Below are 26132 nucleotides of genomic sequence, written 5' to 3' on the forward strand. Positions count from 1 at the left end.
CCGTATTCACCATTCACTCCCCTGGAGGCCTTTCTCGGGTGCTTCTCGCAGTGTACGTGGCCTTGGGTGGGGGTTCACCGGAAATTGCCTGGCAAATCCCGGCCCGCCATCCTTCAGGACGAGCCGCCGTCAGCCTTTCGGAAAATCGATGTTGTAGCGATACAGGAAAGCGGCCATGGCGTCGCGGTTGATCGCGGTGGTTGGCCTGTACGTGCCATCCGGGAAGCCGGTGGTGATGCCTGTGGACGCCAACCACCGGATCTCGTTGTAGAACGGAGCGCCCGCCGGTACATCGGAGAAGGTCGGTGCGTTCGCCGGCACGGCCGGACTGCCCTTGAGGCGGTAGAGGAACGCGGCCATCGCGGCCCGGCTGACGGCTTCACCAGGGTGGTACGTTCCGTCCGGGTAGCCTTTCGTGATCCCCGTTGAAGCCAGCCACCGGATCTCGTTGTAGAACGGAGCGCCGGGAGGAACGTCGGAGAACGTGGGAGCGTTGGGCGGCACCGCAGGGCTTCCGGAGAACCGGTACAGGAACGCGGCCATCGCATCGCGGGTGATCGAGGTGAGAGGGCGGTAGGTATTGTCCGGCCAACCCTGCGAAATCAAATTGTTCGACAGCCAACTGATCTCGTCATAGAAGGCCGAGGTAGGAGTGACGTCCGTGAAATGCTTGATGCCTGCACTGTCATAGAGTTCGAAATCATCCGTGGTCAGCGTTCCGTTGCCGAGCAGGTTCAAGCCCAAACTGATGGCCGAGGCGCCGGCGGGAAGTGCCGGCGAGGTCCAGGTGGCATGGGCCCAGGAAGTGGATGCCGGGAAATACGGGCTGGCGGTCCAATACGTCCATGTGCCCAGCCCGGTGCGGTAATACAGTTCGAATTGGGTGGCGGTCGTCGACGTATACCAGGCCTTCATCTCGTAGGTGTGGCCGGGGGTAGCACTCGGTGCGCACTCACCCAAATCGAGGGTAGGCAAGAGCTTGGCGTCCCCGCTGGCATAGGCGGACATCACAAGCTGCTCGGCGTGCGTCCCGGTGGTGCCTCCATGGCCTGGAGTCACGGTAGTGAAGGTCGCGGTGTGGCTGCCATAACTGCCTTGGGCCCAGCACTGCGGCAGTCCAGAGGCCACCGGCCCGGCGGTTTCCATGCTGGCGTTCTTGACGAGGTTCCCCGAGGTAACGGGAGGCGGTGCGGCCGGCCCGGCGACAACCGGCTTGAACGCACCGCCCAGTGTCTCTTGCACTGTTTGGACGGCGATCCGCCCGGCGGCCTTCTCCGTGGCCAGCCACTGTACATACTGGGTGAAGAGCGTGGTGGATACCGTCAGCGGATCAGCGATTCCCGACGTTGGATCAATGCCGGTGCCGATGTGGTGGAACGTCACCTGGACCCAGCCGCCGCCCGGCTCGGCCTTGGCGACCAAGTTCTTCAGGTCGGCCAAGGTCCAGGTGTTGTCCACTTCGTCCGGGGCCTTGGTGTCATAGGGATCGACGGGAGGAAGAGTCTCAGCGAATCCAAGTCCAGCGCTCCCGGGCACAACGCTTTCAAGGTCTCCGAGCCCGCGGGCGCTGTTGTATCCGCAGGCCGCAACAGTGCTCTCCACCGCCGGGGTGAGGGACGCGAAGGGGTACGCGAAGTTGGTGACGGTGAATCCCATGGTGGTGAGATTGACCCGGTCATTGCAGATCTGGCGTTTGACCTCGTCCGGACCCATCTGGGCCAGGTCCGGGTGGGTGACGGTGTGGCCGCCTATCTCGTTGCCGTCCGCCTGCAACGCCAGTGCTTCCTGCGATGTCATGTAGTTCGGAGCGTTGAGGAAGCCGGACGGCGTAAAGAACGTCCCTTTGAGCCCGTTGCTTTTGAGGATGGCCGCAGCGGGGATCTGGTCCGCGTTGGCGTCGTCGAACGTCAGGGTAATAATGGTGTTCGGCGCCGCGTGCGCGGCCGGTACCGCTATCCCGAAAACAGACGCTGACATCAAGACGCTCAGAACGCCGGCGAGCCAACGCGGTTTTCCGGCAGGGCTCAAACGTTGGGCCCTGTGGCGAGGTTGAGACAAGGACGCCCCCCAAACACGTTGCATTTGCACTCAGCCTTTCCTTTTGTGCTGCTTCTTCAGTTGAACGACTTCAGTTGAATGACGCCGCACGGTCGGCGGCTTCATGGCCCACGCATCACGATGCGAGGGTGATCTTCCATCCCGCGGGATCCAGGACTTTTGCCGGCTTGTAGTCGGCGGCAACGTTGCGGATGATTTCATCCAAGGTGGTCTTCGGGTCGAAGCCGACAAGCCCCAGGGACTTGCTGTTGTCCGGAACCCGCCGCCGCATGTCTTCGTAGCCTTCCGAGTACGCCTGCTCATAGGGCACCAAGGTGATGGCGCTGTCGCTGCCGAGGAGTTCGACTATCCTTTGGGCCAGCGTCAGGATGGAAATCTCGTAGCTGCCGCCGAGGTTGTAGGCATTTCCGTAGGCAAGCGGCTCCTCTGAAATGCGGACGATGGCCGGAACGATGTCGCCGACGTAGGAGAAGCACCTCGTCTGGTGGCCGTCTCCATAGACCGTCAGGGGCTCACCGGCGAGCGCCTGGCGGACCAGTCGTGGAACAACCATTCCGTAGCGGCCCGTCTGCCGCGGACCGACTGTGTTGAAGAGCCTCACAATGGCGACCGGCAAGCCGAATTGGCGCCAGTATGCGTGGGCGAATGCTTCGTCGATGCCTTTGGCCGCGGCGTAGGTCCACCGGGATTTGAGCGCAGATCCCAGGATGCGGTCCGCTTCCTCCGAGAGGCTGTCCGAAGTGTTCTTGCCATAGATCTCGCTTGTGGAGGCCAGCAGCAGCGAGGCACCGGATTCCAGGACCGAGTCCAGGACCACTTCGGTGCCATGGATGTTCGTGCGGAGGCTCTCCAACGGGTGGTCGACAATCAGGTTCACGCCAACTGCGGCGGCCAGGTGGAAGACCCTGTCGGAACCCGCCACGACTTTGTCCACCGCGTCGCGGTCGAGAATGGTTCCCTCGATGAAATGGAAGTTCCTGTGGCCGATGACGCCTTTGAGGTTCTCCAAGCGTCCGGTGGACAAGTTGTCCAGCACGGCGACTTCGTCCCCTGCCGCCAACAAGTGCTCAACGAGGTGGCTTCCTATGAACCCGGCACCGCCGGTTATTGCTGTTTTCATTACTCCTGCTTCCGTCGGAAAACCTGGTGGATCTAGAGCCGGGTTACGTTGTCGGCTTTGGGCAAGCGGTACGTCGTGTCCAGGACTGCGGGTGCTTCGGCCAGCCAGTCAAGTTGCATCTGGCTGTGCCTCGTGTGCAGGATCACCAGATCCGCACCCCAATCGGCCGGCGATTGCTCGGACTCGAGTGTCCCGCCGTGACCGTCCGGAGCTGTCCGGCACCAAGGGTCGGAGAATGCCACTTCCGCACCGTCGGCGATCAGGGCGGCGATGATCTCCAACGCCGGGGATTCCCGGAGATCTTCGACGTCGGGCTTGTACGCAACCCCGAGGACCATGACGCGGGCACCGGCAACACCGTGGTTGCGGTCGGAGAGGATTCGCCGGGCCTTCTCAACAACCTGGTGCGGCCTGCCTGCAATGCCGGCCATCGCTTGTTCGATCACGGGGGCCGTCAAGCGGGCTTTGCGCAATTGCCACAGCAAGTAGTGGGGGTCGCACGGTATGCAGTGGCCGCCGACTCCGGGACCAGGGGTGAACGCCATGAATCCGTAGGGCTTGGTGGAAGCGGCATCGATGACGTCCATCACCTCCATGTTGAGTTCGTGGCAGATGTCGGCGAACTCGTTCGCCAAGGCGATGTTGACGGCCCTGAAGGTGTTTTCCACCAGCTTGGTCATTTCCGCAACGTCCGCCGACGGCACCACGTGAACCAACTTGGTGCTGGCGCTCAGAAGCCGTTCGGCAACTTCGCCGCAGGCCGGGGTCACGCCGCCGACTACCCGCGGGACGTCTTCGTGGGAGAACGAGTCCACGCCGGGGTTGATGCGCTCGGGCGAGAAGGCCACGAACACATCACGGCCCGGAATGAGTCCCCTGGCAGCCAGGGGCAAAGCCAGAAGGTCCCGGGTGGATCCTACGTACGTTGTCGAGGTCAGCATCAGCAACTGGCCGGTGGTCGCGAAATCGACCACCGAAGCGCACGCGGACCGGAGAATGCCAAGGTCCGGAACCAAGTACTCGTCCACGGGAGTGGGAACGCAGACAACCACCGCCGCCGCGCGGGCAAGCAACGACAAGTCGCTGCTCAGCATGAAGGTGGGGTCCAGCAACGCGTTCCTGAGCCGCTCCTTGTCCGAGTCCAGGAGATCTGCCCGTTGCTCGCGGATCACGGCCAGGCGGGCGTCGGACACGTCGAGGCCGAGAACACGCCGCCCCGAGGCGTTGATCGCCAGTGCGGTGGGCAGGCCGACGTAGCCCATGCCCACGATCGCCACGTCGAAGGTAAAAGCCTGGTCCTGTGTGGTTGCCCGTGTCCCTGCGCCCTCCGGCCATGCCGGCGCCTGTGTGTGCAAGGACTGCGAGCTCCCGCTGGGCTCTGCCTTGAGGGTCTTTACCTTCGTGTTCGGTGCCATGGTCAGTCGACCTCCCGGTGCCTGTTGTCTCCAGTGTGAAAGAAAGCCGGCGACGAAACGGGACGTGCCCTGGTCTCAGAGGGCACATGACCGCCCGCCGCCGGCTCGATTGTGGGGGCACCCGCCGAATGCGTGCGCCCGGTTGCATTGGAGTTGATTTCTCGCTGGATTACCGGGTGGTTTTCCTGTAGCAAAGAATTCTTCCTGCGTTTCATCTCGAGACCCACTTATCCCCAATTGAGTGGCGGTTGCCATCAGGAAAAGCGTATTAACGAACCCCTAGGGCGGGCGCGAGTGGGCTCTACCCGTCTTTGGATGCGCGGTCCCTTCCGAGGCCATTGACTACCCGTCCGAGCGCTTTTAACCACTCGATTCAGTACTCGCTTTTGGGCCTCGGTCCCTTTACCGCAGCGGACGACGGCGGAAGGAGACTTCGGGGAAGCGCTCACCCATCGCCGGGGCCGGGCCAGTTACGCCCGCGGCTAGCCCTGGCCCTGCGTGCCGTGGGCGCCGTTCATCAAGTCTTCCCGGTGGCTGATGCCGAGCTTGGCGAACATTCGATACAGGTGACCCTCAACGGTGCGCAATGACAGGCCCAAGCTCAGCGCAATGTCCTTGTTGCTCGATCCCGACTGCACCAGCGTTGCGATTTCCTGTTCGCGCCGGGTCAGTTTCTGGAGATCCGGGGAGCCCCCGTCAACGGCCGGACCGGCCTTGTCGAGGGCGGCCGTGCGGCGCTTGAGGAGCCGCTGGCCCTCGAGCTGGCGTGCCTTGTCGCCCCTGCTTTCAAGGATGCGCAGGGCGTGGCTGGCGCAGTCGGCTGCGGCGAGCTCCAAGCCGTCCCTGGCTGCCGAGTCGCTCAGCTCAATCAGGCGGTCCGCGTCCTTGTGCGCGAGGGCGAGCCCGACGCTCAGGGCAAACTCCGCAGTGCGGCCTTCGCTGCCTTCCGCTACGGCCGTCAGCCGGCGTGCCACACCAGGGTCTCCGAGCCGCAGGACCAACATCAGGATGTCGATCTCAGCGCCGATCGCTCCGTCCGCAGCCGCGGAATCCGCAAGGGCCATCAGTCTCGCGATCGCCGTCTGCGTTCCGGTATGTTCGGCCCGCGCTACGGCCGCATGGCCTTGCGCCAGGAGCGACGGATGCACGCCTTCCCGGATCAACGCGTCGTATTCGCTTGAGTACGTCATCGCAGTGTCCCGGCGCTTCAGGATCGACGCCGCATAGGCGGCGGCAGCGACGGCGTCGGGCAGGTCGCTTCCCATATCGGAGACCCGCAGCATGCTGACCGCCTGCCGAAGCCTTGGCAGCGCCACCCCCAGGTCTCCCCGGCGCAGGTCAACCATTCCTGCAGCCAAGTGGAACATCCCGCCTGAATAGATCAGGGAGTTCGGTGCTTGGGAAACGTGGTTCTTGAGAAAGGTTTCAAGAGCGCCGAACTCACCGGCCTGTTGCAGGGCAAGGATGTAGCGGCGCATCACCATCCCCGCGTACTGGAGGCTCCAGTCGCCGCTCGTGGCGACCATCTCCTGTATCTCCATCAGAATCTGGATGGCCGAAACCGGCCGTCCCGTGACCGCCATGGCCTCTGCGAGGAGGGTACCCGACACGAGGCGGGACTCGTCGTCGTCCGCTTCTTTCCAGATCTGGCGGAGCTCACGCTCCGTCTCGATGTAGTGGCCTTCGGCTTGGAGGCCTTCCAAGGAGAGGAGCCGGCTTCCCAGCTTCCCGCGTTCCAGTTCATCAGGGTCGATGCCTTGACGGGATTCGGCGAGCCGGGCCAGGGCTGCCTCCCATTCGTATGCTGCCTGTTTGATGGCGTTCGGCCCGACGCCTTGACGCCCGGCAAGCTGGGCCGCCAACATCGATGCCTGACGGACCGTCCGCGGGTCATTTGTCCTGTCCACCACTCCGGCGAGCGAGGACACCGATCCCCTGATGTCGCCCCGGTACCATTTGGCGCGTGCCACCTCCACCTGGGCTGCCAGCCGCAGGGAAGGATCCTTGATTGCGCCGGCTACCCGTTCCACGTAGCTGGGGATGAACAAGCGGTTGGCCAGCTGGGCTGCTTCCAGGATGTCGGAGTCCGGGACCTCGGTGCCCGATTCCAAGCCCCAGGAGACATAGCGCAGCAGGCCGTCCATGGTCTGCGGTTTGGCATCCATGAGGTCCACGATGCGCCGCCGGATGGTCATGCTGTGGGCGGTCGGGACCAGCTGGCGGATCACTTCGCCCACCAGCGGCTGGGCCAGCCGGACATGCCGGGCGGGGTCTGATGCGATCTCGATGAAATGCAGCTCCTGCAGTTCGTCCACAGCCGTGGAGTCGCAGGCCTGTTGCACGACGCTCAGCGGGACGGGCTCCGCGAGTGCCACGGTTTCCAGGGTTTCACGCTGCGCGGCTCCCAGCATCAGGATCTGGTTGCGCACGAGGTCCATGAGGCGCACGCTGGTCCCCCGAAGCTCGCCCGAAAGCATCCAGGCATCGTTGCGGCACACCAACTGGCCCAGCGACTTGGCGTGCTCGATGAGTTCCAGGAGGAACATCGGGTTTCCACCGGAGTACTTGCAGAGGACCGCGCTGGTGCCCTGCACCACGGGCGCATCCAAGGCCTGGGCGCAAAGTTGGTTGACTTCCTGCTCATTGAGCGGCTGCAGGTCGAACCGGTCCACGAGCCCTTCGGACCACATCGAGAAAACCTCGGCTGGCGGGGCAGGATACGGCCGGCACAAGAACACGACTTTGGCGGCTTCCGCTGCCGCCAGCTGTGCCAGGACAGCCACGCTGCTGTCGTCGATGTGGTGCGCGTCCTCCACGATCAGGACGGCTGGTGCCGGATGCGGTTGGCCTGCCGGGTTCAATGCCGCCACCACAGCCCTGAGGACGGACAACGGCTCATTGATCTGGCCGGGGGTCAAAGCCGTCAGCAAGGGTGCCAAGGCAGCAAACGGCACCGAGGCCAGGGTGGGACCGGCAAAGACCCTGAAAGGGCGGACACGTTGCCCCAATTCGTGGACCACTTCGTTAATCAGTGCGGTCTTGCCGATGCCCGCGTCGCCGAAAAGCAGGACCCCGGGGCCATTGGCATCGAGAAGGCAGTCCACGACGGCTGCCATCACGCTGAATCGACCAACGAGCGCATCTGCCGCGAGAACCTCAGTCATTTCGCACCTCCCTCGACGTTGCCCAAGGCGAAGCTGAGCTCGGAGCGTTCCACGATTTTCAGCTTGCCGAAGATCTGGTAGAGGTGCCCCTCCACCGTGCGTACTGAAACATGGAGCTTCGCGGCGATGCCTTTGTTGCTCTCCCGGTTCGCCGCCAGCCGGGCGATCTCCAACTCGCGGGCAGTGAGCTTGAGTCCTTCTTGGTTGCCGCCTTGCGGTGTGCGCAAGCGCTGCCGGCACGTCTCCGCGAGCTGCCGCGCCTTCCTCAGGACCCCCTTGTCCAACTGGATGTGGTCAAGATGCAACACGGTCTCCGCGATATCGAAGGCGAACCTGTCGTTCTGCATGTCTTCGGCCAACCGCGCGGCCTCGAGAAGAAGCTCGGCACTTCCGGATATTGTGGCCCGTGCGTACGCGACGCACAGTTCGGCGAACTGTCCCTGGCACCGGAGGGCCGAGTCCAACAGCCGCGGAGCGGCTGCCACCGCGCCCAGCCGAACGGCCGAACTGAGGCAAAAGATCTCGTGACCCGGGGCACCCTCGTCCCGGTCGGCGTCGGCCAAGCGGAGGAGCTCGCCGACGGCGGCCTCCGGGCCGTCGATTCGATCCCTGGCCAAAGCCGCGAGGTACCTCTTCGTCCGTTCCTTCCGCCACGTCGGCCTGCGCAGCTGGGTGGATGCTTCCTTCAGGTAATGCAGGGCCTGCTCTTGCCCGCCTTGCAAGGCGGAGGCGTAGGCCGCCGCCGTGCAGGCGACATCCAGCATGCCTTCATTGTCCTGGACCCGCAGCTGGCTGATCACCGGAATGAGCGCTTCCAGGCCGTCTTGGCCACGGCCCTGGATGCACCGGAAGATCGCTTTGGGAAGATCGATGGCAGTCGGGAGGGCCTCGGCGGCGGAAACCAGGAGGTCATCCCCGGGCTGGACCATTTCCCCTTCTTTGTCCCAGCGTCCGGCGAGTACGAAGGCGAACCGCAGCCGCGATGTGGCGCGTCGGGCTGCGGCGACGGATACGGACGGATCATGGCAGTCAGCCACCAGCTGTTCTGCCATGTCCGCCGCCTCGGATTGCCGTCCCGTCAGGGCCCATGCCTCGCACAGCCAGCTTCCGGCGAGGAGGCGGAACTCCGTGCCGTGCGATTCAAAGTCTTGAAGTACCTCTTCCAGTCGTGCCGCCATCTCGGCGTACGAACCCGAATAGCTGGCCGCCTGCGATTCGGCCAGGACAAGCTCCTCCCGCAGTGTGGCGATGCCCGGGCCGTTTGCGGCTCTGGTCGCTTCGTCGTCGAGCCGTCGACGGACATGCGACAAGGTCTCGCACGCTTGCGGCGTGGTTTCGGGGAGTGCCAGAAAAGCCGAAGCCTCCGCCAGCTTGAGCCGGACCCATTCGGCAAGGGGGGCTTCGTCACCGGACCCACCAACGCGGACCCTCAGCACGTCCCGGGCCCCGGCGACGTCGCCGAGTGTCATCAACGCACGGCTTTCCTCGGCTACTGCCCCGGGCAACGTGGAGTGGCCTGGAATGCTCCGGACCAGGCGGAGGGCCAGCCGCGCATCAAGCTGCCGATTCGCCACTGCGGCAGCCTCAAGCGCTTCTTCCCTTCCCAACGTGGCTCCGCAGTCCAATGCCCACGCGGCCATGGACAGCAACATCGAGCGCTGGCCGAGGGCCGGATCCATCGACTCCAGGAGCAAGCCGCGCAGTTCGTTGCTGCGGCCGGGTGGAACATTCGCGCGGACCACGTCACCCACCAGCTGGCTCTGGAGGTGAGCCATCCTGGGCAGCGAATCGTCGACGACGAGGATGCTCCTTTTCTCAAGGGAATCCACATCGTCCGCCGATGCGATGGCCAGCAGGGATTCCAGGGGGACGGCCCTGGCCAGGGAAAGGATCTCCAGGACTTTGCGCTCACCGGCCTCCATCCGCCCAAGCCGTGTGGTGATGAGATCGGTGATTGCCCTGCCGTGCAGTTCGCTCCGGGACGTCAGGACCCAGACGCCGTCGCTTTTCAGGAGCGAACCAGACTCGCCGAGCTCCGCCGCGAGCATCTTGAGGTAGTGGGGGTTGCCCCCGCTGGCCGTCCACAAGGCATGGGCGCCGGACGGCGAGACCTGGGCTCCCAGCCCGGCCTCGAGCCAGGCATGCGATTCATGGAAAGTCAGTGCTTTGAGGTCTATCCGGTGCAGGAACCCATCGCCGCAAAGCCGCGTGATCTCGCCGCAGAGCCGCTGCGGGTCGGTGCAGGTGAGGACAAGCTGGGCCGTGCCGTTCCTCGCGAGTTGGGCAACCGTCATGGCCGCCAGCTCGTCAAGCTCGGCCGCGTTTTCAATGACCAGGTACACCGGTTTTCCCTCGGCGCGCTCACGAAGCAAATTGGTGAGTGCCGACAACACCAGGACGGGATGGGCCAGGTATCCCGGGTCAAGATCGCTCAAAAGGATGTTGAGGGCCCCGTAGGGCGATCTGGCCAACGCTGCGCTGCCGCGGATGACGACGACCAATGAGCGCCCGCGCAGTTCGTTCACCGCACGAGTAGTCAAGTAGCTCTTGCCGCTCCCCGACGGGCCTGTGACGAGCACTCCACCTTTGGAGGCCGCGAGTGCCAGGGCAATGTCCTCAACATCGGCCCGGGGCCCGATCGGCGGCCAGATGGTCGGAATGACCGGCTTGCCTTCGGCTCCGTCATGTGGGTTCGGAGCCGAGGACGCGTCGAACGCCTGGTACCGGGACCCGCCCCCGGACCGAGGGGCATGGACCGTAGATGCACTGCCTGCTGTCAACATGAGCGAGACCCCCAGTGATCGAGTGGTGACACCCCCCAATTAACCAGCTAGCCGTCAGGCCTACACCAGTAGTGAGTACTCGACTTTCATGACCCCGGATACTCGTATGCGGGTGTGAGTACCCCTGCCCCGGGTGGCGGGTACTCGTCGGCGGCAGTGGCTGCGGCTCGAAACGAGAGTACGCTACCACTGCCCTGCTGCCTCTCCCGGCTTCAGTTTGTGCCCGACGCTCCCTGCGCGACGGCGGCAGCCCCCGCAAGTTCGTCCCTGCCGGTGATCCCCAATTTCGAATAGCACCGGTACAGATGTCCCTCGACGGTGCGCACGGAGATGAGGAGCGTGTCTGCGATTTGCCGGTCGCTGAGGCCCTGGACCGCCAGGTTGACGATGTCCCATTCCCTCCTGGTCAGCTTCGGAGCCATGGAGTCGTGCGGCGTTTCTTCCCTGCCGTATCCCAGTTCTTCGTTGCAGCGCGCCAGCCCCGCGCGGGCCGCCACGCTGAGCTCCTTGGTGTGGCCCCGGTCCGATGCTCCCAGCGCCAAACCATAGGCCTTGGCGGCCAGGTGATAGATGGTGGCAGCCTCCAGCTTCTCCGCTGCGGACAGGTACCGCGCGGCACCCCCGAAATTGAGTGCGAGCCCGTATTCCGCGAGCGCTTGCGCCCATTCGCCTTCGGTGGCGGCTGCGGTTTCACAAAACCGCTCCAGCCTGCTGGCGTCTCCCAGGCCAAGCGCGAGCTCCAGGGCATGAAGTTCAAGGTACGTGGCATTTTCCTTCGCCGCGTTGTCGGCGTTGAGCCGCAAAGCTTCCACGCCGGAGCCATCAGCGTTGAGGAGTTCGAGCGCGGCGTCGAAAAAACTCTTTGCCTGTGCCGCGAGAAGGTGGGTGCTGTGTTGTCCCCAACCCTTGTAGTCCGCTTGGAACCGTTCGGCTTCAGGCAAGCCCGCGCCGGCTGCCGCGTAGAAAGCCATGGCGGCACACAGTCCGAAGAGATTCTGCGGATCACTGTCCCTCAGGGCTTCGAGGCCCGCAGTCAGCAACGGCAAGGCGTCGCCGGATTTTCCTTGCCTGATGGCGATGTACCCGGCAACCACGTAGGCCGCTCCGCCGAAGGACGCCATCGAGACGCCCGATGTTTCGTAGTACCTGTCGAGGAGCTTTTGCGCTTCCGCCCAGTCGCCCACGGCCAAGGCGCAAATGACGAGGCGGGCGGAGATGAACTCCGGGACGAAGAAAACGTCGTTCTCTTGGGGCTGGGCCAGGGCGGCAGCCTCGAGGACCAACTGCTTTGCCTGGCGCCCGCAGCCGAGCGCGCAGAGCATTTCGGACTTCATGGCGAGCGCCAGGGCCTTGAACAGCGGAGGCAAAGAGCCGTCCACTGTTCCCGTCTGGAGGAGCACGCGTTCCAGTTCGGGGCCCATCTTCCGGTAGTCGCCGTCCACGGAGCCGGCCAGCAGCCCGATCACGGTGACGGCGAGCGGCACTGCGGCTTTCGCGTCCGGCGAGCGCTGGCCCTCGAGTCCGGGCTGCTGTCCGCCCCATTCGCGCAGGGCCTCACCTTCTGCCCGGATCAAGGAAGCGGACTGCCCGACGGCGGCCCGCGTGACCGCGCGAAGAAGGCTGCCGGAAACTACGTTGGAGGCGCCGGCGTCGACTGTTCCTTGTGCCAGGACTGTCGCGGCCTCGTCCCGGCGGCCGAGATTGAAGTACGACCTGGCCAAGACCGCCTGGGCAATCGATTGCCACTGCGGGTCCCGTACCGCTGTCGCCATGCGCAACGCCGACTCGCTCTGCAGGAGCCTCGCCGAAAGGACAGCCGCCCGGATCAGGAGACGATCGGGCACATCCGCCCCGCAATCCAGTGACCACGTCACCATCCTCAGCAAGGAATCCGGGTTGTCCTCCAAGACATCCATGCGCGAGATCAGCTGCCGGTGCAGTTGAAGGCTCTGCGCTGCCGGGACGATGCTGCGAAGCACCTCTCCGTAGACCGGATTGACGAGCCGAAGCGTTGGCAACCCATTGCCCCCGGGCTTGATCAAATGCTGGTCCACCAACTCCTGCACGGCCGCTTCTCCGGCCACGACGGTAATCAACGTCTCGTCCACCGGTTCCGCCAAGGCAATCAAGTTCAAAGCTTCCCTGCCGGCGGCCGAAATACGCATCAGCTGGAGTTTGACGACAGCCTCGAGCTTCACCGTGTGCACAGGGGTTGCGGCTGCCTTGAGCCACACCCCGTGCCTCTGGACGAGGGTTCCCGAGCTCTCGGCTTCGCGGACAAGGGTCTTCAGAAGCAGGGTGTTACCCCCTGCCTCGGTCCAGAACCCATGGCTTGTGCTGTTCAGGACGATTCCCCCCAAGAGAGCCTCGCACAATTCGTGGCCCTGCTCTGCTGTCAGGGGCTCCAGGTCGAACCACTCGGCAGTTCCTTCGTGCCACAAGCGCAGGAGCGGGCCCGGAACTCCCGGCCGCGGAACGCATGCGGCCACGATTTTGGCCCATCCTGCCTGAACAAGCTCCGTCAGCATCGCGCAGGTTGCATCGTCCAGGTAGTGCGCGTCATCGACGAGCAGCAAAGCCGGTCCGGTACCGACGCGGATGCCCTCGAGGTGATCCCAAAGTGAGCGCAACACAGCGACCCTGGAGGATATGTCGGCAAGGGAGAGGTGGGAAAGAAACGGAGCCAGCACCCCATACGGGACAGCGGACAATGAGGGACTCCCGTGAATCGGGACTACCGCAAGGTCCCCGCCAAAGACGTTGCCTACCTGGGCCAGGAGCGATGACGCGCCGAGACCGGAATCACCCACGATGAAGACGGCCGAACAATCGTCCGCACGGATTGCTGCCGCAATTCCAGGAAGCAAATGCCCATAGTCGATCCACGGTTCGGGCGGTCTTGCGCCGCTTTCTCCGACATGGCCATGCACCGCCGCAGCGTTGTCATGACTGCGCGGTTCCTTCAAGCTCGCTCCTCGATGAGATGCCCATTTTGGTGAAGATTTGGTACAGGTGACCTTCTACTGTGCGGACGGAAACTTGCAACTGGTTGGCTACCTCTTTGTTACTCAACCCTTGACTGGCCATCTTTGCAACCTGACGCTCCCTTTCGGTCAGTTCGGGTCCGAAAGTGTGCGGGGCCAGGGGCAGCACAGGCACGGTACCGACCAGCCGGTCCAGCCGCTGCTGGGCCAGCCTGGCGGACGCCGAATCGCCGGCTTCCCGGGCGATGTCCAGGGCCAGGACGGCACAGCGGGACTCCACCGCATCCAGGCTCAGTTCCTGGGCAACGGACGCTGCGAGAAGCAGCGTCTTCGGGTCCTTCTTGCGGCTTCCCTCCGCCACCATCCGGTTCACCGCGGCCATCTTGCCTTGGCGGCGGGACGAAACCTGCTCCAGGAGCAACAACTCTTCCTCGGTGCCGTGTACGGTGGCGCCGAAGAGGCTGATGGATGCCGTGGTGATCCGCCCCTTCGCCAAGTCACGGTTGGCCGACTCGATGAGGCTCTGTTTCGCCCCGGGATCCTTCAACCAGCGTCGTGCCATCTTGACGCAGAATTCGGCCATCCACGCGGGGAACCACGCGGTCTCGCCCTGTCCTTTTTCGGCCAATTCGAGGAAAGTCCGGGATTCCTTGACATCGCCGGCCTGGGCGTAGGCAAAGGCGAGCGCGGAATAGGCCAGGACGGGTCCGTAGTAGTTGCGCCTGATCTCCAATTGCGCCTGGGCCCCCAGGAGGGTGTCGATCGCAACTGAGGCCCGTCCGGCATAGGTGTAGGAAACACCCAGTGCGAGTTCGGCGGCGCCGCCAAGGTAGTGGATGTTCTTTGGCTGCTGATCGAGGGTAGCCGTCAGCATCCGTGCTAGTTCTTCCCACTGTCCGCTGCAGAGGAGTGCGGCGAACAAGCCTTCGGACAACCAGTTGTGCAACCGCGGGCGGGCCTTGGCGCGCTGTATCTTGTGCTTCAACTCGCGCGCCAGTTCGATGGCCTCCATTTCCCTGCCGAGTACCGCCCAGGCCATGGTCAGCAGGCTCCCGCAGCTCAACCGCTGCTCAAGATCGAGGCCGTCCCTGTACTCCTGCTCCAAGGCTTCGGCAACGTCGGCATACTCTCCCTGATGGACCTGGAGCTCGAAACGCGCGAGCCTGAGCATCCCGCATGCCCGTTCAATTTCCGTGCCATCCGCTCCGGCTTCCTGCGACCGGCGGGAAAGATCTTCCTGGGCCTCGGCGATGAGGCCGGGTATCTGGAGGTGCCCGCCTGGAATCCACAACAGCGCACTGCAGAGCTCCTGGACATAGTCCGCATATTCGTACGGCGGGAGACGCCGGAGCTGCTCCGGCGCCACGTCCTTCAATGCGGCAACCGCGGCCTCGTGCTCGGCCAGAATGACGTGGGAAACGCAGCGTTGCTGGGCAGCAGCCACCCATTCCTTGTCCTCGCGACCGATCTGCCGGGCGCATTCCAAAGCGAACCAAGGATCGAACTGCCTGTTTGCCGCGGTGGCGGCCGCCAGGGCCACTGCCGGTTCAAGGGTTTCGCGGACGTTCAGCGTCGAAGAGGCAAAGCCCAGGAGCGCCTCGGCGTCGAGGTCCCGGGTAATGCTGCCCATCACCCCGGCGGCAAGCTGCCGCAGTTCATTCCGCCGGGGCAGGTCCATCCAGCCTCGAATGACCTCACCCATGTACTCGTCGCGCAGCGCCACCCGGCGGGCACCTGACCGTTCGATGCGAAGATAACCGGACCACTCCATCTCCGCGACCACTTCAGGTTCCAGCACGTCCAACAGTACGGAGAGCGGGGCGGTTCGAATGAGCGCAAGCAGCTCCAGGGCTTCCCGGACCGCGGGACTCTCCCGGGCCAGGCGCGACCGGACGAGGTCTGTCAGGACTTCCGCGGAAGAAAGGTGGATTTCGCCTTTCATTGCCCAAACCTGACCGGCCAGGTGCAGGTTGCCTGAGCGGAGCTGCTCGGTGACGATCGCTTGGAGAACCAAGGGATTTCCACCACTGGATGCGTGCAAAGCGCTTGCTGCCGTTGCGGTCACCCGTTTTCCCAGGACGCCGCCCAGCAATTTGGCAACTTCCGCGCGGGAAAAGACCTGAAGTTCGACCTCGTCGAGGAGGCCGTCTTTCAAAAGCCTGATCAGGTCTTCCGGCATGTCCGTGGCTTGGCGTACAGTGACGAGGACTTTTGCGGTCCCGCTAATTAACAAGTGCACCAGGAGGGCCGTGCTCATGCTGTCCAGCGCAGGAAGTTCCGAGAGAACCAACAGCACTTTGCGTCCCGCGGCATCCGAACTGATCAAGTGCGAGATGCCGTAGATGATCGCGCCGGGGGAATCTGCGGCCTCTGCCGGCAGCCTCGCGACCAGATGGGCGAGCGCCCCGAACGGGGTGTTGACGTCCGTGGAGCCATGGAGGTGCAATACGTGCGTGCTTGGAGTGAGCCGGGCTTCCACCGAACGGGCAAAGGTCGCTTTGCCCACGCCCGGTGCGCCAACCACCACCACTCCGTACGAAGACGGTTCGTCGAGCGCTTCAATAACCGTGTTCTGAAGATCCTGCCGGACCAGCGACGACCATTTTCGACGTTCTGCAGCCCCCAGTGGCTGCCGCTCCGTTGCGGATCGCCCTGTTTCTGATTCCGGTGTTGCTCGCAATTTAGATCACGCTACCTTCGCAGCTCTGGCGGACGTGACGTTCAGCGGGTCGTTTGCCTTAGGATTTCCTCTTCACCCCCAGCAGTGATTTGCAAAGTATCATAGCGACCGGTCCGAATCAATTAGTCAGGCGACGAACGATCAGGGTACTTGTTAACCACTGAAATGAGTGCGCGTGGGCCGCGTCGCCCCGGCCCACGCGATCGAGGGGCCCCAAACGAGCGTGCGGGTGTGGAGAGGTAGCGGGGAGGTTCCCTGGCCGAGCCGAGCGGGTGGGTCAGGCCTTGACCGGGTGGAACTTCTGCTGGGCGGCAAGCAAGCCTTCGGTCATCAGGACCTCCACAGCATCCGCCGCTTCATCCAGGAGAAATGGAAGTTCCTTCTTTTCGGAGGCTCCAAAATCCCTCAGGACATAGTCAGCGGTGTCCATCCTCCCGGGTGGCCTGCCGACGCCCACGCGAACCCGCAAATAGTCCTTGGTGGCCAAAGCCTTCGAAATATCCCGCAGGCCGTTATGGCCGCCCTCTCCGCCGCCGATCTTCAACTTGACGGTATTGAAGGGAATATCAATTTCGTCGTGGACGGCAATCACGTGATCCGGTGCAATGTCGAAAAACCGGGCCAGGCCGGAAACAGGTCCCCCGGAGACATTCATATAGCTCATCGGTTTCGCCAAAACCACGCGCGGTCCCCCGATCCCGAGCCTGCCCTCGACCACCTGGGCCCGGGCCTTGTGGGCCTTGAAGCTTCCGCCCATGCGCGAGGCGAGTTCGTCCAGGACCATGTGGCCGACGTTGTGGCGGTTGTGGCTGTATTCAGCGCCGGGATTGCCAAGGCCTACGATCAGCCAAGTGTCTGTCATGGAGTCATCCTAGGGAATCAGGAGGGTGGAATGAAAAAGAAGTGGCCGGGACCCCTCAGGGACCCGGCCACTCTCGAAGGCTTCTGCCGACTACTAGGCAGAAAGACTACTCAGCAGCAGGAGCTGCCTCTTCCTCGGCCTCGGACGTGGCCTCGGAGATGTTGATGATGAGGGTCTCGGGGTCGGTGAGCAGTGCCGAACCGCTCGGCAGGACGATGTCCGAGGCGTGGACGTGCTCGCCGGCCTTACGGCCTTCGATGCTGATTTCGACGAAGGTCGGCAGGTGCGTCGCTTCGGCTTCGAGGGAAACCGTGGTGGCTTCCTGGTTGGCGACTGCGCCGATGGCAGCATCGCCAATGACGTGGACGGCCACGTCAACGGTGACCTTCTCGCCCTTGCGGACGGTCAGGAGGTCGATGTGCTCGATGATCTGCTTGATCGGGTCGCGCTGGATGTCCTTGACCAGGGCCAGGTGCTCTTCGCCGTTGACGTCCAGGGCCAACAGGGCGTTGGAAACGCGGACGGCCAAGGTGGTGGCGCGGCCCGGCAGGTTGACGTGGATGGGCTCAGCGCCGTGACCGTAGATGACGGCCGGGATCTGGCCGGCTGCGCGGGCGCGGCGGGCGAAACCCTTGCCGAATTCGGTGCGCAGTTCTGCTGCGAGCTTCTGCTCAGACATGTGTACTCCTTGATTACTGTGGCGCCGGCAAATTGCCGGCAAGTCGATCAGCAAGGGCGGAGGTCTGTGGTGACCTTCCACGCCCGGCAGAATGCCCGCCGCTGAGCAGCAGGTTCAGTCCGCCTTCGTTGAAGGAGATTCAGACCCAGTCGATAACGGAGACCCGCAATCCGGTTTTAACCCGGATGTGCTCTCCCTCGCCAAGGTATCCCCAAGAGTTTAGCAGCCGCGTCCCGCCAAAGGGAAAACGGCCCCGGCTTTGCCCAACTCACTCGCATTAGGTGTCGTTATCAGGCCCCAAAACGACAACAAATGCGAGTCAGTTGGGTGCCGGCGGTGCTTAGGCGTTGCCGTCGAAGAGGCTCGTGACGGAACCGTCGTCGAACACTTCACGGATGGCGCGCGCAATCAACGGCGCGATCGACAGCACCGTGAGCTGCGGGAAGCGCTTGTCGGCCGGAATCGGGAGGGTGTTGGTGACGACGACCTCGCGGGCACCGGAATCGGCGAGTCGCTGCGCCGCGGGCTCGGAGAACACAGCGTGGGTGCACGCGATGATGACGTCTTTGGCACCCGCGTTCTTGAGGACCTGGACAGCGCCGGAGATGGTTCCACCAGTGTCGATCATGTCGTCGATCAGGACGCAGGTGCGGCCTTCGATCTGCCCGACGACGGTCTTCGAGACAGCCTGGTTCGGCACCGTGAGGTCGCGGCTCTTGTGGACGAACGCCAGTGGCGCACCGCCGAGGCGCTCGGCCCACTGTTCCGCGACCCGGACACGGCCGGTGTCCGGCGAGACAACGGTGATGTTGTCTGCCTCGACCTTGGTGCGGATGTAGTCGGCAAGCAGCGGGATGGCCATGAGGTGATCCACCGGGCCGTCAAAGAAGCCCTGGATCTGGGACGTGTGCAGGTCCACGGACATGATGCGGTCCGCGCCGGCGGTCTTGTAGAGGTCCGCCACCAAACGGGCCGAAATCGGCTCGCGGCCGCGGCCCTTCTTGTCCTGGCGGGCATACGGGTAGAACGGCGAGACGACGGTGATCCGCTTCGCCGAAGCGCGCTTCAGGGAATCGATCATGATCAACTGCTCCATGAGCCAGTTGTTCAACGGGGCCGGGTGCGCCTGGATGACGAACGCATCGGTGCCACGTACGCTCTCCCCCGAGCGCACATAGATTTCCCCGTTCGCGAAGTCGTAGGCGTCGATAGGCAGGAGTTCGGTGTCCAACTCCTTGGCGATTTCCTGCGCCAGCTCGGGGTGCGCCCGTCCGGCGGCGAGAACTAGTTTCTTCTCACCGTGTGCGGTAATTTCGCTCATGCCTGTGTGCCCTCTTCTGTGGTTGCCGGAGTACTTGAGGAATCGGGGGTGGCAGTGGAACCATGCGCGGCTTGCGCAGCCTGCGCCAGCCGGGCCGAGTTGCTGCCCTGCCGGTTGGCGATGACCCAGCCTTCGGCGTTGCGTTGCGGAGCGACGCTCAGGGTGAGGGCTCCGGCGGGAACGTCCTTGCGGATGATGGCGCCGGCGCCACTGTATGCACCGTCGCCAATCGTTACGGGGGCCACGAAGACGGTGTTGGAACCGGTCCGCACACCCGAGCCGATCACCGTGCGGTGCTTCTTCTCGCCGTCGTAGTTCGCCGTGATGTTGCCGCAGCCGATGTTGGTGTCCTCGCCGATCTCGGCGTCGCCCGCATAGCCGAGGTGGGACAGCTTCGAACCGCGGCCGATCGTCACGTTCTTGGTTTCGTAGAAGGCGCCGATCTTGCCGGTCTCCCCGAGGACAGTGCCCGGGCGCAGGTAAGTGAACGGGCCCACGCTCGCTTTGGCCCCGATAGTGGATCCCGAGCCGTGGGTGCGGGTCACCTTAGCGCCTTCGCCCACCGAAACGTCGGTGAGGGTCGTGTCGGGGCCGACGACGGCGTCGCGCGCCACCGTGGTGGCGCCGTGGAGCTGCGTGTTGGGCAGGAGGCGGACGTCTTCGTCCAAGGTCACGGTGGAATCGATCCACGTGGTGGCCGGGTCGACGACCGTGACGCCGGCACGCATCCAGGCCTCGACGATGCGGCGGTTGTGTTCGGCCCCGAGGGCGGCGAGCTGGACGCGGTCGTTGGCGCCCTCCACCTGCCAGCGGTCCTCGGTGACGACGGCGGAAACCCGGCCTCCGGCGTCGCGCGTCAGTCCGAGCACGTCGGTGAGGTACTTCTCGCGCTGAATGTTGTCAGTTGTCACTTTGTGCAGCTGCTCACGGAGCACCTTTGCGTCAAAAGCGTAGATACCGGAGTTCACCTCGCGGATGGAGCGCTCGGCGTCGCTCGCGTCTTTGTGTTCGCGGATGCCCAGCACGGTGCCGTCCTCGGCCCGAAGGATACGGCCATAACCATTGGCGTCGTCGAGGACCGCGGTCAGGACCGTCACGGCGTTGCCCTCGGATTCGTGCGTGGCGACCAGCTCGGAGAGAAGGGAACCGGTCAGCAACGGCACATCGCCATACGTGACAACCACCGTGCCGCTGAGTTCGGCTTTCGCGTCCAAGGCGTCAAGGGCGACTTCCACCGCACGTCCGGTTCCAGGAACATCGTCCTGGTCCACGATGACGGCGTCGGGATCGATCAATTCGATGTGCCCGGCGACCAAGTCCCGTTCATGGCGGACCACGAGGGCCAGCTGCTGAGGATCGATGGACCGGGCTGCAAGGATGGCGTGCGCCACCATGGAGCGTCCGCCGATTTCGTGAAGGATCTTGGGAGTCCGCGACTTCATGCGCGTACCGGCTCCGGCAGCTAGGACAATTACAGCGGCGGGGCCAGTAGTATCGGGGCTCACGAAGTCGCTCTCCTTGCTCGGTTACGTCCGGGCGAACCCGGCTGCGGCATCTGCTCTATCCTACTCTTGCCGATTCACAGCCCTCCGCGCAGCCAGTGGACAGCTTCGGGAGAGGCAGTGCCTTCAGAGGCGGTGCCGGCAGACCACCGACAAGTTCCGCCCATAGGATTCGAACCTATACTCCACGGCTCCAAAGGCCGGGGTGCTGCCATTACACCAGAGCGGACCGCGCGCACGTGCCCTTGCGGACGCAGGATCCGCGGGGTTCCCGTTGACCGGGTCGCACACACAAGAATCTAGTTTGCCATGACCATTGCGGTGTTCGCGACTTGGCGCATCCCCGAGTCCCTTTCAGCACTATTGGCAGGCCCTTCGAGGCCGCTTCACGCTTGACATAAGGCATGATGGATGCGTGAGCAACAGCACAGGACTTCCCCGGCAGGCTGCGGGTTCCAGGGTGATCAACCACCCGCCCGCGGGCCAGGTTGTCCGTGCCCGGATGACGGGCTCCCAGCGTCGCTCCCAGCTCATCGACATAGGCCGGCGCCTCTTCGCCGCCCGCGGCCTGGACGCCACGACCATCGACGAAATCGCGGCCGCCGCAGGGGTGTCCAAGCCGGTGATCTACGAACACTTCGGCTCCAAGGAAGGCCTCTACACCCGGGTCGTGGAGTTCGAATTCCGGATCCTCCTCGATGCCATCAATGAGTCCCTCGCCGCCGAAGCCAAACCACGCGTGCTCGTCGAACAGGCGGCCCTCGCCTTGCTCGGCTACATCGAAGAGCGGAGCGACGGCTTCCGGATCCTCATGCGGGACGCACCGCCTTCCCAGCCCGAAGGCGCCCTCTCCACGTTGCTCTCCCACGTGGCCGACCGTGTGGAAGACCTGCTCGCCGACGAATTCTCCCGGCGCGGATTCAGCACCGCCGACGGCGCGATGTACGCCCAGATGCTGGTAGGCATGGTCGCCATGACCGGCCAATGGTGGCTCGACCACCGCGAGCCCGACAAGCGCGCAGTGGCCGCCCACCTGGTCAACCTGGCATGGAACGGACTGACGGGCCTGCAAAAGGAGCCGGAACTCCGGAGCGAGGGCTAGGGCGTCTGGTTGCCTCCGCGGCGCAACCGCCCGACGCCGGGTGCCCCGTCGACGCGCTAAATCGACACCGCTTACCGCGGATGTTCCTTCCCAAAGCTCGCAAGCTCGCTTCGGGGCCCTCGGAACGCCACTTCGAGGCAAATGGGCACCTGCGGTCGCCGAGCGACCTCCGGCGCCCGATGCCTCGCGATGCGCTCCTACCCGAAGGCCCGCAGCGCCGCTCTTGCCAATCTTCCGTTTGGCGCGCCTTAGTCCCGACGCCGGCTGCCCCGTCGACGCGCTAAATTCCTGTCGACACCGGAATCCGCGCATCGAATTCCACGTCCCGAGTCGCCAGAACATTTGGGTGTCGAGAATCGAAGGAGTTTCACCGCCTTGAGTTCCACGGACCCCGTCCTCACCCCACGTCTGGCGGACGACGCCGGCAGGCCACCGCCCCTTAACCGCAGGACGGCGGTTCTTCGGAAAGGAGCGCATCGCGACGCAACGGGCTAGGAGCTCGCTCAGCGAGCGAGTAGCCCCCTTGCGTTGAAGCGGCGTTCCGAGGGCCCCGAAGCGAGCTTGCGAGCTTTGGGAAGGAACCTCTGCGCTACGCGACGCCGAAGGACCGTTGCCCGGCCCCGGCACCCAAGGTGACCGCGGGAATCCGGCTGAAGGCCCCGTCGCAGCCCGCCTACTCCCCCAGGATCTCCGCCGCCTCGAGCCATTCGAGCTCCAGGCCTTCTTTTTCTTCGAGGAGCTCCTGCAGCTTGGCGTTCAATTCGCCGAGGGCGTCGAAGTCGCCGGATTGGGACTTCGCGGCCATTTGGACGTGGAGCTTCTCTTCTTGCTGCGCGATCTTGCCCAGCTGCCGATCGATCCTGTTCAGGTCCTTGCGGGCTTCACGCTTTTCCGCTTCGCTCGGCCCGGAAACCACGGCACTCGAGCCGCTTGCCGCCGTCGGCCTGGCGCTCCCGCTTGATGCGCCGCCGGTCACCGCGCCGCTCGCGAGGGCCGCTTCGCGCAATTCCAGGTACTGGTCCACGCCACCGGGAAGTCCGCGGAGTTTGCCGTCGCCGAGGAGAGCCATTTGGGAATCCGTGACACGTTCCAGCAGGTAGCGGTCGTGGCTGACAACAACGAGCGTGCCGGGCCAGCCGTCCAGGACGTCTTCGACGGCGGCAAGGGTGTCGGTATCGAGGTCGTTGGTGGGCTCGTCGAGCATCAGGACATTCGGTTCGCCCACGAGCAGGCGCAGAAGTTGCAGGCGGCGCCGTTCACCACCGGACAGGTCGGTGACGGGTGTCCACTGCTTTTCCTTCGTGAACCCGAGTTGCTCCACGAGCTGGCCGGCCGTGAACTCCTTGCCTCCAACGCTGAAGGAGCGCTTCTCTCGTTCGATGACCTCGATCACGCGAAGGTCGGAGACGTCGTCGAGCTCCTTGACGTCCTGGCTGAGCACCGCCGTGACCACGGTCTTGCCGCGCTTGACCTTTCCGGAACTCGGCGTGATCTCGCCGTTGAGGAGCCTCAGAAGCGTGGACTTCCCGGCGCCGTTGACGCCCACCAGCCCGAGCCGCTGCCCCGGTGCCAAGCGCAAGGTGACGTCATCGAAGAGCTTCCGCTTTGTGCGGCTGGCAGAGTCGTCGCCCTTGAAATCCAGGGAGACGCCTTCAAGGTCCAGCACGTCCTTGCCGAGCCGGGCGGTTGCCATCTTGCTGAGCGCCACCGAGTCGCGCGGATCGGGAACGTCGGCGATCAGCTCGTTGGCGGCTTCGATGCGGAACTTCGGCTTCGAAGTGCGCGCCGGGGCGCCCCGGCGCAGCCACGCCAGTTCCTTCTTGACGAGCTGCTGCCGCTTGCTTTCGACGACGGACGCGGAGCGGTCACGCTCGGCGCGGGCCAACACGTAGGCCGCGTACCCGCCATCGAACGGGTCCACCATGGCATCGTGCACTTCCCAGGTCCGGTTGCAGACTTCGTCCAGGAACCACCGATCGTGGGTCACCACGAGGAACGCGCCCTGGTTGGCCCGCCAGCGGGTCTTCAGGTGCCGGGAGAGCCAGGCCACGCCTTCGACGTCGAGGTGGTTGGTGGGCTCGTCGAGCATGATGACGTCGTGGTCCTCGATGAGCAGCTTGGCCAAGGCGACCCTGCGCTTTTGGCCGCCGGAGAGGGCATGCACGTTGGCGTGCCAAACGACGTCGGCCACGAGTCCGCCCATGATCTCCCGGATCTTGGGGTTCGCGGCCCATTCGTGGTCGGCCTGGTCGCCGACGATCGCGGCGCCGACCGTGAGGTCGCCGTCGAGCACGTCGGACTGGTCGAGGTAGCCGACGTTGACGTCGCCGCGTTTGGTCACACGGCCGGAGTCCGGCGTCGAGCGCAATGCCAGCAAGCGCATAAGCGTCGATTTGCCGTCACCGTTGCGCCCGACCATGCCGATCCTGTCGCCGTCCTCCAAACCAAGGGTTACGCCGTCGAGGATGGTGCGGGTTGCGAACGAAACGGTGAGGTTTTCACCGCCGAGCAGGTGGGCCACTGGGTACTACTTTCTGGTGTGAACAGTCAGGTCGACGTGTCATAGGAGGGTATCGGAGATGATCCGGGCACCGGGAACCGGGCCGTGCACGGCAAGGGCGTTGTGGCCAAGGTGCCGAAGGTCCTCGGCGAGCCCCTCGGCCGCCCGGGGGTTGTGGGCGAGCAGAGCCACCGTGGGGCCGGAACCGGAAACAATCCCGGCGAGCGCGCCGTTCGACTCCCCCGTCCCGATGGTGTCGCGCAATTGCGGAGCCAGCGCGATCGAGGCGCGCTGGAGGTCGTTGATGAGGACTTTGCTCAGGGCGTCCGGGTCTCCGTTGCGCAGCGCCTGCAGGATCTTGGCGTCGACCTCGATCGGCTCGGGGATGTCGAGTCCCTCGGTGTTCCGGAGCCTGTCCAAGGTGTGGAAAACCTCGGGCGTGGAGAGTCCGTAGTCGGCGCAGACCAGGACCCAGTCCATCTGGGCTTTCGCGAGGGCCGGCGAGAGTTCGTCGCCGACGCCGAGACCGACGGCGGTGCCTCCAAGCAACGAGAACGGCACGTCCGCGCCCAACTCGGCGGCAAGGTGGGCCAGTTCTTCGCGTGACAAACCACTGTTCCAGAGCGCATCGCAGGCAAGGAGTGTCGCCGCGGCATCGGCCGAGCCGCCGCCCATTCCACCGGCAACGGGAACCCGCTTGGTGATTTCCAAGTGCACGCCCGTGGCGTTCTCCGAGACATCCCTCATGATGGCGGCGGCCTTGTAAGCCAGGTTCCGCTCGTCGAGCGGGATGTCGACGCCGTCGAGGTCCAAGGTGCTGGCGGGCCCGATGCTGACGGTGATCCCTGGCCCCTCCGTGCTCGTGGCGGCTACTTCCTCGTACAGGGACACCGCGAGATACACGCTGGCCACCGAGTGGTAGCCGTCGGGCCGCAAGGGGCCGACGTTGAGGGAAACGTTCACCTTGCCGGGTGCCCGGACGCGGACGGTCCGTGCGAGGAAGCGCCCGCGGTTCGCACCGCTGATTGCCGGACTCATGCGTCCAGGGGGTGGCGTGCCTCGGCGATTCGGACAAACGCGTTGATATCGAGCACTTCACCGCGGGCAGTCGGATCTACGCCGGCAGCCACAATGAATCGTTCGGCTTCGGCGGCGCTCCCGGCCCAGGTTGCGAGGGCCGCGCGGAGCGTCTTGCGGCGTTGGGCAAATGCGGCGTCGATGACCGCGAACACCTGTTCGCGGGTGGCGTGGGTTTCCGGCGGCGCGCCGCGCGTGAAGGACACGAGCCCGGAGTGGATCTTCGGGGCCGGCCAGAAGACATTCATGCCGATGACGCCGGCCTTGCGCATGTGGCCGTACCAGGCGGCCTTGACCGAGGGGACCCCGTAGATCTTGGAGCCCGGCCCCGCGGCCAAGCGGTCCGCCACCTCGTCCTGGACCATGACCAGCCCGTGTTGCAGGCTCGGGAAATGCTGGAGCAGGTGAAGGACCACGGGAACCGCGACGTTGTACGGCAGGTTCGCCACAAGGGCGGTGGGCTGTACTGGAAGTTCGGTGACCTTCATGGCGTCGGAAAGGACCAAGTGGAAATCGTCCGCTGCCTGCGGGCGCCAGGTGCGCACCGTTTCCGGCAACTTGCCGGCCAGTACGGGATCGATTTCGACGGCGACGACTGTTTTGGCGGCGTCGAGCAAGCCGAGCGTCAACGAACCGAGCCCCGGCCCGACCTCAAGCACGGTTTCCTCGGGATCAATACCGGCGGCGGAGACGATCCTGCGGATCGTGTTTCCGTCGATGACGAAGTTCTGCCCCAGAGTTTTGGTTGGGCGGACACCGATCTCCTCGGCGAGCCGTCGGATGTCAGCAGCTCCCAGAAGGGGTGCGACGGCGGCATGTTCGGAATTCGGTTCAGTCACCTAGGTATCGTATCGTCTGAGCGGCTGGCGGGGGCGCCCGCCCGCC

The 26132-nt window shown here is 64.5% G+C and carries 15 protein-coding genes and 1 tRNA gene; 1 reads left to right on the forward strand and 15 read right to left on the reverse strand.

All coding sequences use genetic code 11. From position 1 onward, the window contains the following. Window positions 1-129: 129 nt before the first annotated feature. The 12 genes from BMF89_RS04565 to BMF89_RS04620 all read right to left on the reverse strand — a co-directional run bounded on the left by BMF89_RS04565 (window position 130) and on the right by BMF89_RS04620 (window position 20797). Window positions 130-1977, reverse strand: coding sequence for an S-layer homology domain-containing protein (locus tag BMF89_RS04565; protein WP_171983395.1), 1848 nt, complete (start codon window positions 1975-1977; stop codon window positions 130-132). A gap of 196 nt (window positions 1978-2173) precedes the next feature. After that, on the reverse strand, window positions 2174-3178 hold the full coding sequence (locus BMF89_RS04570) for a GDP-mannose 4,6-dehydratase (protein ID WP_078105892.1): 1005 nt from the start codon (window positions 3176-3178) through the stop codon (window positions 2174-2176). Window positions 3179-3210: 32 nt separating this feature from the next. Continuing rightward, the gene (locus BMF89_RS04575; protein ID WP_078105893.1) at window positions 3211-4593 is read right to left on the reverse strand and encodes a nucleotide sugar dehydrogenase; all 1383 of its coding nucleotides are present in this window, start codon (window positions 4591-4593) and stop codon (window positions 3211-3213) included. Window positions 4594-5075: 482 nt separating this feature from the next. Continuing rightward, complete coding sequence (locus BMF89_RS04580; protein WP_078105894.1) at window positions 5076-7757, reverse strand: LuxR family transcriptional regulator; 2682 nt, start codon at window positions 7755-7757, stop codon at window positions 5076-5078. Continuing rightward, a complete protein-coding gene (locus tag BMF89_RS04585; protein ID WP_078105895.1) occupies window positions 7754-10540 on the reverse strand; it encodes a LuxR C-terminal-related transcriptional regulator in 2787 nt (928 codons plus the stop codon). The genes BMF89_RS04580 and BMF89_RS04585 overlap by 4 nt, the downstream gene beginning before the upstream one ends. A gap of 212 nt (window positions 10541-10752) precedes the next feature. Continuing rightward, window positions 10753-13506 carry a helix-turn-helix transcriptional regulator gene (locus tag BMF89_RS04590; RefSeq protein ID WP_139359541.1) on the reverse strand — a complete coding sequence of 918 codons (2754 nt, stop codon included), beginning with the start codon at window positions 13504-13506 and terminating at the stop codon, window positions 10753-10755. Then, window positions 13484-16048, reverse strand: a complete 2565-nt coding sequence (locus BMF89_RS04595; RefSeq protein ID WP_139359542.1) for a LuxR family transcriptional regulator — start codon at window positions 16046-16048, stop codon at window positions 13484-13486. Before BMF89_RS04595 ends, BMF89_RS04590 begins: the two co-directional genes overlap by 23 nt. A gap of 433 nt (window positions 16049-16481) precedes the next feature. Then, the gene (pth, locus tag BMF89_RS04600; protein WP_078105898.1) at window positions 16482-17066 is read right to left on the reverse strand and encodes an aminoacyl-tRNA hydrolase; all 585 of its coding nucleotides are present in this window, start codon (window positions 17064-17066) and stop codon (window positions 16482-16484) included. A gap of 106 nt (window positions 17067-17172) precedes the next feature. Then, window positions 17173-17745 carry a 50S ribosomal protein L25/general stress protein Ctc gene (locus tag BMF89_RS04605; RefSeq protein ID WP_078105899.1) on the reverse strand — a complete coding sequence of 191 codons (573 nt, stop codon included), beginning with the start codon at window positions 17743-17745 and terminating at the stop codon, window positions 17173-17175. A 340-nt stretch (window positions 17746-18085) separates the two neighbouring features. Continuing rightward, a complete protein-coding gene (locus tag BMF89_RS04610; RefSeq protein WP_078105900.1) occupies window positions 18086-19066 on the reverse strand; it encodes a ribose-phosphate diphosphokinase in 981 nt (326 codons plus the stop codon). After that, on the reverse strand, window positions 19063-20571 hold the full coding sequence (glmU, locus tag BMF89_RS04615) for a bifunctional UDP-N-acetylglucosamine diphosphorylase/glucosamine-1-phosphate N-acetyltransferase GlmU (protein WP_078105901.1): 1509 nt from the start codon (window positions 20569-20571) through the stop codon (window positions 19063-19065). Before glmU ends, BMF89_RS04610 begins: the two co-directional genes overlap by 4 nt. A gap of 154 nt (window positions 20572-20725) precedes the next feature. After that, window positions 20726-20797, reverse strand: a tRNA-Gln gene (locus BMF89_RS04620). Between the two features lie 273 nt (window positions 20798-21070). Between BMF89_RS04620 and BMF89_RS04625 the strand changes: the two genes are divergently transcribed. Then, window positions 21071-21670 (forward strand): TetR/AcrR family transcriptional regulator, encoded by a 600-nt coding sequence (locus tag BMF89_RS04625; RefSeq protein WP_078105912.1) that lies wholly within the window; start codon window positions 21071-21073, stop codon window positions 21668-21670. Window positions 21671-22343: 673 nt separating this feature from the next. Here the strand turns inward: BMF89_RS04625 and BMF89_RS04630 are convergent. From BMF89_RS04630 to rsmA, 3 genes are read right to left on the reverse strand one after another with little or no spacing between them, the layout of a single operon-like run. Then, entirely contained in the window at window positions 22344-24191 is a 1848-nt protein-coding gene (locus tag BMF89_RS04630; RefSeq protein WP_078105902.1) for an ABC-F family ATP-binding cassette domain-containing protein, read from the reverse strand. Between the two features lie 39 nt (window positions 24192-24230). Next, window positions 24231-25208, reverse strand: a complete 978-nt coding sequence (locus BMF89_RS04635; protein ID WP_078105903.1) for a 4-(cytidine 5'-diphospho)-2-C-methyl-D-erythritol kinase — start codon at window positions 25206-25208, stop codon at window positions 24231-24233. Next, window positions 25205-26086, reverse strand: coding sequence for a 16S rRNA (adenine(1518)-N(6)/adenine(1519)-N(6))-dimethyltransferase RsmA (gene rsmA, locus BMF89_RS04640; RefSeq protein ID WP_078105904.1), 882 nt, complete (start codon window positions 26084-26086; stop codon window positions 25205-25207). The genes BMF89_RS04635 and rsmA overlap by 4 nt, the downstream gene beginning before the upstream one ends. Between the last annotated feature and the right edge of the window lie 46 nt (window positions 26087-26132).

This window comes from Arthrobacter sp. SRS-W-1-2016, from assembly GCF_002009585.1.
Lineage (GTDB): Bacteria > Actinomycetota > Actinomycetes > Actinomycetales > Micrococcaceae > Arthrobacter > Arthrobacter bambusae_A.